This is a genomic window from bacterium, assembly GCA_027622355.1.
Taxonomy (GTDB): domain Bacteria; phylum UBA8248; class UBA8248; order UBA8248; family UBA8248; genus JAQBZT01.
On record JAQBZT010000097.1, the window covers coordinates 1 to 9,269 of the forward strand.

Sequence of the window (9,269 nt, forward strand, 5' to 3'; positions counted from 1 at the left end):
TCTGCTTTTCCACAGCAGATTCCTCAGTCGCTGCGGGCCCCAAGCGAACCCGTTCGCTTGGGTTCCCTGCGCTCCTTCGGAATGACACCATGGGTCCATTGTGCAAACTGACCCACGACCTGAAATTTTCATTTCCCCCCGGAACCAAACGCCTCACAGATGGCGGCCATGTATTTTGCTCCCTCAATCAGGTGAGAAATCTTGAGGTTTTCGTTGGCGCTGTGGGTGCGCGCGGTGATGTACCCCACCCCGGTGCTGACGAGCGGCATCCCCAGGTGGCGGATGACCATCCAGGTCGGGGTGCTTCCGCTGCCAAAGGGATTGATCACGGGGTCCGCCCCGTACACCCGGCGGGAAGCTTCGAAGCACGCCTTGACGGTGGCGCTCTCCGGATCGCTTTTCGCGGGACAGGACCGAAAAAGAAGTTTCACGTCAATGTCCCCGAAACCATGTTTGTCCAGATGCCGCCGGACGCAATCGCGGATTTTCTCCGGATCCTGATCCACCACCAAACGGCAGTCCAGCTTCGCACGCGACCTTCCTGCGACGATGGTCTTTACCCCTTCCCCCGTATATCCCGCGTCCAGCCCCGCAATATTGAAAGAGGGATTCGTCAGATGACGGCGGGGCAGCTCTTCGTCGGGAAGATCGAAGACGAAGCGGCGCAGTTCAAATTTCTTCTTCCTGCTCTCTCCGTCATAGGGCTTCATTCGCCGCACAAGTTCCTCCTCTTTTTCAGTCAGCGGCGCGACGTCGTCGTAAAATCCCTCCACGAGCACTTTTTCATCCGTTCCCTTCATGCTCGAGAGCGCCTGGACGAGCCGCCAGCCGGCATTCTCGTAGATCTGGGCATGGCTGCTGTGAAAATCCACGTTGGCCGTCCGGCAGGTGAGTTCCAGATAGCAAAGCCCTTTGTTCCCCAGGGAGAGAACCGGGACATCCTCGCGAAACGTGTCTTCCCAGATACACCCGTCCGCCGCGAGGAGTTCCCCGTTCTCCAGAATGAAAGGCTCAAGAGAACGGCTGCCGATTTCCTCTTCGCCTTCAACGATGTATTTCACCGAGCACGGGAGCTCCCCGCGAACCGCCAGGAACGCCTCGAAGGCCGCCAGGCGGCTCATGATGTTTCCCTTGTTGTCGGTGGCCCCGCGCGCGATGACATGACCGTCCACCACCCGCGCCTCAAAGGGAGGGCTCGTCCACTCCTCCAGGGGTTCGGGGGGCTGCACGTCGTAATGGTTGTAGAACAACAGGGTTTTCTCGCCCGCCTCCGAAAGCGCGCCGGTGACAATCGGATGGCCCGCCGTCCGGTGGCGGATGGCCTGAAAACCCGTGCGCTCCAAGCGCTCGTGAATCAGCGCCGACATCTCCTCGATGCCTTCCCCGATGGTGGAAACGCTCGGCTGCCGGCAAAGCTCCTGCAAATCGGACACAATTTTTTCCGTATTTTTCTCGATGTGCTCGAACACGGAATCGAGGCCATCAACAGCCATGTCGTTTATCTCCCGAACGAACCCCACCCCATTTTGGCAAAGAGACGCATGTTCATGATTGAAAATGAAAAATACGCCATATACTATCCCTATGTCACTTGATCATGCGAATCGCCCAACGGCCCGGCCGGAACATTTGCGCCGGAGAGGAATACCATAATCCTTCCGATAGGAGAAAGCCATGCCGGAAGCACCTGCCAACACCAACTGGTTTACGTATTTCCCGAAAGACTTCCGGTGGTCGGCCGCCGTTTGCGGAATGCTCACCGCCGCGAGATGGGGGACCAGCGAAATCGGCGAGGTCGATCAGGTGTGCCGCCGTCTGGAGAAGGATCTCGGCGATGATGCCCGCTGGTTCCGCGAATGGGTCAAGATGGCGGAAAAGGTCCGCGCGCTGGCCCTGAAAGAAGAGCGGAAAGGACACAATCTCTCCGCCGCCTCCCATTACAAGCGGGCCTGCAACTACTACCAGATGGCCGAGCGCTTCCGGACGCCCAAGGATAAAAAAGCGATCGACGCCTTCAAAAAGTCGCTTGACTGCTTTAACCGCTTTATCCGGCTGACCGATTGGCCCCGCATCGAGCGCGTCGAGGTCCCCTTCGAGAAAGGCAAGAAGCTTCCCGGTTATTTCGTCCATGCCGAAAACACGAAAAAGTCGAAACCGCCGGTCGTCGTCTTTTTCGACGGCCTCGACATCACGAAAGAGCTTCAGTACATGCGGGGGGTGGAGGACCTCGTGCGGCGGGGGATGAGCTGCCTCGTCATGGACGGTCCCGGGACCGGCGAGGCCATCCGCCTGCGGAAAATCTACCTCCGCTACGACTACGAGGCGGCCGGCTCCGCGGCGCTCGATTACCTCGAAACGCGCAAAGACGTGAACGCCAAAAAAGCGGGCATCATGGCCGTCAGCCTCGGCGGCTACTACGCCCCGCGGATCGCGAGCATGGAGAAACGCTACAAGGCGTGCGTCGCCTGGGGGGCCATCTGGGACTACTACGCCGTCTGGAAAAAACGGATCGATAACTCCTTCAAGACCGAGCTCTCGGTTCCCGGCCACCACATCACCTGGATTCTCAACGCCAAAACAATGAAAGAGGCGCTGGAAAAACTCGACGGCTTCCGCCTCGACGGTGTGGTGCAGAAGATGCGCTGCCCGTTCCTTTTGACGCACGGCATCGACGACAAGCAGATTCCCTTGAAGGATGCCCAGGCGCTTTTCAAGGCGGTGGGCTCGAAGGACAAGACCTTCAAGCTCTTCACCGTGGCCGAGGGCGGCTCGCAACACTGCCAACGCGACAATCTCTCGCTCGGCACCACCTACATGTTCGACTGGCTCAAAGAAAAACTCGGTGCCTGAGACACTGCTGACTTTTTGCAAAAGGAAAACATCCCATGTCGAAAGCTGTCACAAGAGCATCATGGTTCGCGTATTTTCCCAATGACTACCGCTGGTCGGCCGCGTTCGTCATGCTCTCTTCGATCACGAACTGGGGCGGCGCCTCATTCGGCGAACTCGATCAGGCGGGCCGCCAGCTTGCGAAAAAGGTGGGGGACGACAACCACTGGTTCCACGAGTGGACCAAGATAGGCGACCGGATGCGCGATCTGGCCCGGTCTGCGGAGCGGAAGAAAAACAATTTCACCGCCGCCGGCCTCTACAAGCGGGCCTGTATGTATTATCAGGCGGGGGAGCGCATGCGCACCCCGAAGGACAAAAAAGCCAACGATGTCTACCGCCGCTCGCTCGCCTGCTTCCGGAAATTCGCCCAACTCACCGATGGCCCGAAGATTGAGCACGTCGAGATCCCCTTCGAGAAGGGGAAAAAACTTCCCGCTCTTTTCGTCCACGCCGAGAACACGAAGAAGAAAAGGCCGCCTGCCGTCGTATTTTTTGACGGTTTCGACATCACCAAGGAAATTCAGTACTGCATGGGGGTGGAGGATCTGGTGCGCCGCGGCATCAGCGTTCTCATCGTGGATGCGCCCGGCAACGGCGAGTCCATCCGCTTCCGCAACCTTTATCTGCGCCATGACCACGAGGTCGCAGGCGCGGCGGCGCTGGACTATCTGGAAAAACGGAAAGATGTGAACGGAAACCGCGTCGGCGTGATGGCCATCAGCCTGGGCGGCTACTACGCCCCGCGCAACGCCAGCATGGAAAAGCGCTTCAAGGCCTGCCTCGCCTGGGGCGCCATCTGGGATTACGAGGACACCTGGAAGAAGCGCATCGCCGCCGGCTACAAAACCGCGCTTTCGGTTCCCGGCCACCACCTCACCTGGATTTTCAACGTCAAAACGACCGAGGAAGCGCTTGTGAAATTGAAGGGATTCAAGCTCCAGGGCGTGGTGCAGAAGATGAAGTGTCCCTTCCTCCTCGTCCACGGCGAGGACGACCAGCAGCAGAATCTCTCCATCGCCAAAAAGCTCTACAACGCCGTGGGATCGAAGGACAAAACCCTTCGGGTCTTTACCGGCAAGGAGGGCGGCGCCCAGCACTGTCACATGGACAATCTGGCGCTCGCGGTCCCGTACATGCACGATTGGCTGAAAGAGAAGCTCAAGGCGTAGCCGGAACACATCGCGGGAAAGACTGCGGCGGGGTAGCCCTTCCGGAAGGGGGGGGTTACTCCGCCAGTCTTTTCAGGCGCGGATCGAGCACATCGCGGAGCAGATCGCCCAGCAGGTTGACCCCCAGCACCGTCATCATCAGTGCCAATCCGGGAAAGAGCGCAATCCACCAGGCGGTATCAAGGAAGGAGCGTCCGTCCGAAAGCATCCCGCCCCACGTCGGCGTCGGCGGCGGCACCCCGAGTCCGAGAAAAGAAAGCGCCGACTCGATGATGATCATCCGCCCGAGATAGAGCGTGGCGATGACGATGGTGGAGGAGAGAACGTTCGGCAGAATATACAAGCCGAGGATGCGCGGGGTCCGGCAGCCGATCGCCTTCGCACCGGTCACGTATTCGTTTTCCTTGTGGGAGAGCACCTCGCCGCGGATCACCCGCGCATAGACAATCCAAGTCCGCAGCGCGATGACCAGGATAATGTTCTGCAGGCTTGGACCCAGAATGGCGATCAGGCTGATGGCCAGGAGGATAAAGGGTATCGCCAGGGCCGTATCAATGATCCGGCTGATGATGGTATCCACGATGCCGCCGAAGTAGCCCGCGACCAGGCCGACGAAAACGCCGATGACGCCGCTCACAACCACCGTGGCGAAACCCACCCACAGCGAAATGCGGGCCCCCCAGATCACCCGGCTGAGAATGTCCCTTCCCTGCTGGTCGGTGCCGAACCAATAGACTTTCCCCGTGCCGTCCACAAAGCCGGGCGGCTTGAGATAGCGGGCCAGATTCTGGTCGAGCGGATCGAGGGGAGCGAACCACTGCGGCACGAGGGCGAAAAGCAGGACCAGCACCAGCACCACCAGACCGAACACCGCGGGCGGGCGGCGGAGAAGCTCGCGAAGCGCCAGCTGGAATTCGGAGGGCCCGCGCGGCCATTCCCGCGCTTCAGCCAGCTGGGTCCCGGCGACGATTTCTGCCTGTCCTTGTGCCATTTTCTCCTCCGGCCTAACTGTAGGAAATCCGCGGATCGAGCCAAGCATAGACGATATCCACCAGGAGGTTCACCCCCACGAACATGAAGGACAGCAAGGCGACTGCCGCCTGAACGATGGGGTAGTCCTGGTTGTTGATGGCGTCCACCACGAGAAAGCCCACCCCCGGCCAGGCGAAAACTACCTCGGTCACGACCGTGCCGCCCAGGAGGATGCCCAGCTCCAGGCCCACCAGGGTGACGACCGGTATGGAGGCGTTCTTGAGGGCGTGGCGAAGCACCACAAACGATTCCCGTATGCCCTTCGAGCGGGCCGTACGCACATAGTCCATCCCCAGCACTTCGAGCATCCCCGAGCGCATCATCCGCATGATGCGGGCGGTGGCGTAAAGACCGGCCGTGAGCGCCGGCAGAATGATGTACTGGGGCCCTTCGTATCCGGAGGTCGGGAGCCATCCCAGATGGACGGAAAAAATGATGATGAGCATCAGGCCCAGCCAAAAATTCGGCATCGCCTGGCCGAACATCGCCCCCACGGTGCTGACGTGATCGATCCAGGTGTTTCGGAACGTGGCCGACAGTATTCCCGCCGGTATGGCGACAATAAGCGCGATGGTCACAGAAAGAAACGCCAGCTGCATCGTCGCCGGAAAATGCTCCAGCACGAGACCCATCGCCGGCACCTCGTGGCGGAAGGAGTAGCCGAAGTCGGCCCGCAAAATCCCCTTGCTCTTCGGCCCGCCGACCAGGAAGTGCCAGTACTGGATATGGACGGGCTTATCGAACCCCATTTGCTTGCGGAAAATCTCGACGTCCTCCTGCGTGGCATCTACGGGCATGAGGACGGCAGCCGGATCTCCCGAGATGTGGAGCATCAGAAAAACGATAAGCATGATCGCCTTGAGGACGATCAAACTCTGGAGCAAACGGCGAAAAATATAAGTGCGCATCGCGTATCCTGTACAGAGCCGCCCCGGAGCGGCAGTATCCGAAAAGCCTTTATACCGGAAAAGTAACCGGAATGTAGTTTATTGCAACGGTCAAAATCGTCAAGGCGGAGGATCATTGCCTTCCTTGCGCCCCGAAACGGTCCATCCACCAATCGGCAATCCAGTTGCCGCACATATGGAGATTGTCGAAGCAGCAGTGCTGGCTCCCACCGTCCTCTACGGTGAATATCTTGAGCTCCTTTTCCTTCGAACCGCAGGCCGCAAACAGCCGATGCGCCATCTCGACGGGAACGATGTTGTCGTCCTGTCCATGGGTGATGCAGATGGGCATCCGAATCTTTTCGGCCACCCCGGCCAGGGTGTAGCCCTTGCACTTCTCCATGGCGCTGTCCATGTCGGGCGTCCCCAATACCCAGGGAAGCTGCCAGATGGCGGATGAGGAAACCGACCCTCCCGATTCAAGCACCTTCCGGCGGTGGACCCAAATTTCGTGATAATCGAAATGCGCCCCCCAGGTAAGGCAGGCGGCATATCGGTGCTCGAAGGCGGCGATGCGGGGGGCATAGTAGCCGCCCATGCTCATCGCCATGAGGCCGATCCGGGAGTTGTCCACTCCCCCGCGGGCGGCAAGATAGTCGAAAGCCGCCGAACCGGCCACTTCATAGTCCGGGCGGCTGGGAATTTTCTTCAGGCGCAAAGTCTCGCCCTGGCCGGGGCCATCCACGCAAAGCAAACCGATATTCCGCTCCCGCAGAAAAAATCCGCCCCAGAGAACCGTGAACTCCTTCGAGGCGTCCAGGCCGTCGAAAAAGACGACGGCCGGGTCGTTGCCCGTCGGATTCGCAGGCGGAACCCACCAGGCGGCGAGCGTATCCCCCTCGTAGGGAACTTCCACGCGCTCGAAGCCGGGGATTTTCCGTTTCATCCCTTTCTGGTAAAGCGGGATGAGGTGGCGATAGGTATCCGCCTTCCGCGGATCTTCGGGATGGACGAATCGCTCGGAGGTGTAATAGTAAATGGCGCTGCGCACGCAGGCCGCGGCGGCGGTGTCGAGGTGCCCCTTTTTCTCCTCGGCGCCGGCGAAAGCCTCTACCTTCTTGGCCATGGCCAGCCAGGCGTCGTGCCACGCCTCGCCGTCACCGGTTTTACCCTGAAGCGCCTTTCCGATCTGGTCCACTTCCTGGAAAGAGGTTCCTCCCATGAGGGCCAGGTTGATCTCGCTGCACATGAGCTGCGACCAAAGATAATGTTCCGGAAAATATTGAAACCACGAACCTGCGTATTTTTTCTCGCCCATAACGACGCAACACCTCCAATGAACAATTGCCGGAATTATGACTTCCATACTAGCGGGAGCGCGGAAAAAAATCTTGTCATTTCCCCCTAAAAAACGGGGCATTTCGCAATATTTCAGATATATTTATCTTGATTTCAGGCCACTTATCCCCCCCCCTCTCGCGTTTTCCATACGATGAAATATCATCCGTGGAATTAAAACAATTTTGTCAGGATTACCATAAAAACCCTGCTCATTCCGCTTTCAGGACATGGAACTTTTTTGACGTCCGGGGAACCCCGTGCTAGATTCTTCATATCAGTGTTCAAATTTTCATGCAGCACCTCTGGAAAACCCACCTTCGCATAAAGGTGTGGCAAAGTTTTTTCTTATTTTCTCAAAAGCGAAAGGGAGAACTGGCATGCGAAAAATTCTAGCTCTACTTCTTACAGTGATGTTCTTGGCTATCGGAGCCCCTTCATCCGTCAATGCCTACAAGGGCACGGTGACAATCGCCCTCAACGGCGAGCCGCCCACCATGGACCCGCACACCTTTTCCGGGTTCATCGGGACAATGGTCTGGCCTTGGGTGACCGAAAGACTTGTCGTCTCCGACACCAAGACGGGAAAAATCACCCCCTGGCTCGCCGAGAAATATGAGCGGCTCGACTCCAAGCGGCTGAAATTCACCCTCCGAAAAGGCGTACGGTTTTTCGACGGCACCGAGCTCACCTCCGAGAACGTCAAGTACTCCATCGGACGCATTCTCGATCCGAAAAACAAGAGCCGCCAGCTCGGCTACTGGAAGTCATTCGCCCGCATCGAGATTCTCGACAAATACACCTTCATCCTTCACACCAACCGGCCCGATAACGCCCTCATCAACCGGCTGCTCGCGTGGGGACACGTCATCTCGCTGGGGACGAAGAAGCAGACCCTCGCGCAGACCTCCCGCAACCCCATCGGCTCTGGCCCCTACAAGATCGCCTCCTGGGCAAAGGGCCAGAAGATCGTCTTTGAGGCCAACCCCGACTGGTGGGCGAACAGCCGCTATCCCAACCGGCCGAAGACGATCATCCTCCGGCGGATCCGGGAAGGCTCGGTTCGCGTGAAAGCCCTGGAAACCGGCGAGGTGGACCTTATCGGGGGCGTGCTTCCGCACCTTGTTGAAAATCTGAGAAAAAGTTCAAAAGTCACCGTCATGAACGAACCAGCGGTCCGCATCATGTTCATGGGCTTCATCACCCGTCACGGCGGCCCCATGGCCAACCAGAAGGTCCGCCTGGCCATCAACTACGCCATCGACGCCGAGATCATCCGGAAAACCCTGGTGGCGGGATTTGCCGACCCCTTCGGACAGTTGCTCCACCCCTGGAATTTCTCGGGGTACAACCCGGACAAAACCTGGTACGGATACGATCTGGCCAAGGCCAAGCAGCTCCTAAAGGAAGCCGGCTACCCCAACGGCTTCAATGCCGAGTTCATCACCACCAACGGCAGATACCCCGCCGACAGGGCGACCTGCGAAGCGGTGGTCGGCATGCTCGCCAAGATCAACATCAAGACCCGCTGCAACTCGCAGGTCTTCCCGCTCTACCGGAAGAGCTTTAACCAATTTCAAAAGGGCAAGGTCAAAGGCGCCGCCATGTACTACATGGGCTTCGGCAACGGCAGCGGCGAGCCGAACGTTTCTCTCGTCGGAACCTCCGGCTGCACGGGCGCCTGGAGCGGCCACTGCTTCAAGGATCTCGACGCCCAGATCGACAAGGCGGGAGGCACCGAAGACCCCGCCCAGCAGCAGAAGGAATACGAAAAAGTGACCGACATGATGAAGGAGAAGGCAACCCACAAAATCTTCTTCAAGATTCACAATATCTTCGGCGTGAGCAAGCGGATTGAATTTCTCCCGCGCCACGACGAAACGCTTCAGCCCTGGGAAATCTCGGTGAAGCCGTCCATGTAGCCTTTTCCCCACGGAAATCAACACCCCGC

At 58.6% G+C, this 9,269-nt stretch carries 7 protein-coding genes; 3 read left to right on the forward strand and 4 right to left on the reverse strand.

Going from position 1 to position 9,269, the window contains the following annotated elements; genetic code table 11:
- Positions 1 to 128: 128 nt before the first annotated feature.
- Positions 129 to 1,493, reverse strand: a complete 1,365-nt coding sequence (locus tag O2807_07295; GenBank protein MDA1000307.1) for a M20/M25/M40 family metallo-hydrolase — start codon at positions 1,491 to 1,493, stop codon at positions 129 to 131.
- Between the two features lie 181 nt (positions 1,494 to 1,674).
- Between O2807_07295 and O2807_07300 the strand changes: the two genes are divergently transcribed.
- Complete coding sequence (locus O2807_07300; GenBank protein MDA1000308.1) at positions 1,675 to 2,850, forward strand: alpha/beta hydrolase; 1,176 nt, start codon at positions 1,675 to 1,677, stop codon at positions 2,848 to 2,850.
- A 35-nt stretch (positions 2,851 to 2,885) separates the two neighbouring features.
- Positions 2,886 to 4,061: an alpha/beta hydrolase gene (locus O2807_07305; GenBank protein MDA1000309.1), complete on the forward strand. Its 1,176-nt coding sequence runs from the start codon at positions 2,886 to 2,888 to the stop codon at positions 4,059 to 4,061.
- A 55-nt stretch (positions 4,062 to 4,116) separates the two neighbouring features.
- On the opposite strand, the gene O2807_07310 is transcribed toward O2807_07305, so the two are convergent.
- From O2807_07310 to O2807_07320, 3 genes are all read right to left on the reverse strand, one after another.
- Entirely contained in the window at positions 4,117 to 5,052 is a 936-nt protein-coding gene (locus tag O2807_07310) for an ABC transporter permease (GenBank protein MDA1000310.1), read from the reverse strand.
- 13 nt (positions 5,053 to 5,065) lie between these two features.
- Positions 5,066 to 6,001 (reverse strand): ABC transporter permease, encoded by a 936-nt coding sequence (locus O2807_07315; protein MDA1000311.1) that lies wholly within the window; start codon positions 5,999 to 6,001, stop codon positions 5,066 to 5,068.
- A 112-nt stretch (positions 6,002 to 6,113) separates the two neighbouring features.
- Positions 6,114 to 7,298, reverse strand: coding sequence for a prolyl oligopeptidase family serine peptidase (locus O2807_07320; protein ID MDA1000312.1), 1,185 nt, complete (start codon positions 7,296 to 7,298; stop codon positions 6,114 to 6,116).
- Positions 7,299 to 7,698: 400 nt separating this feature from the next.
- Here O2807_07320 and O2807_07325 point away from each other — a divergent pair, with 400 nt between their 5' ends.
- Positions 7,699 to 9,240 carry an ABC transporter substrate-binding protein gene (locus O2807_07325; protein ID MDA1000313.1) on the forward strand — a complete coding sequence of 514 codons (1,542 nt, stop codon included), beginning with the start codon at positions 7,699 to 7,701 and terminating at the stop codon, positions 9,238 to 9,240.
- Positions 9,241 to 9,269: the final 29 nt, after the last annotated feature.

Excerpts from the sequence above, each read along its gene's own strand:
- O2807_07295 (MDA1000307.1), bottom strand. The coding sequence starts at position 1,493 with ATGGCTGTTGATGGCCTCGATTCCGTGTTCGAGCACATCGAGAAAAAT.
- O2807_07300 (MDA1000308.1), top strand. The coding sequence starts at position 1,675 with ATGCCGGAAGCACCTGCCAACACCAACTGGTTTACGTATTTCCCGAAA.
- O2807_07305 (MDA1000309.1), top strand. The coding sequence starts at position 2,886 with ATGTCGAAAGCTGTCACAAGAGCATCATGGTTCGCGTATTTTCCCAAT.
- O2807_07310 (MDA1000310.1), bottom strand. The coding sequence starts at position 5,052 with ATGGCACAAGGACAGGCAGAAATCGTCGCCGGGACCCAGCTGGCTGAA.
- O2807_07315 (MDA1000311.1), bottom strand. The coding sequence starts at position 6,001 with ATGCGCACTTATATTTTTCGCCGTTTGCTCCAGAGTTTGATCGTCCTC.
- O2807_07320 (MDA1000312.1), bottom strand. The coding sequence starts at position 7,298 with ATGGGCGAGAAAAAATACGCAGGTTCGTGGTTTCAATATTTTCCGGAA.
- O2807_07325 (MDA1000313.1), top strand. The coding sequence starts at position 7,699 with ATGCGAAAAATTCTAGCTCTACTTCTTACAGTGATGTTCTTGGCTATC.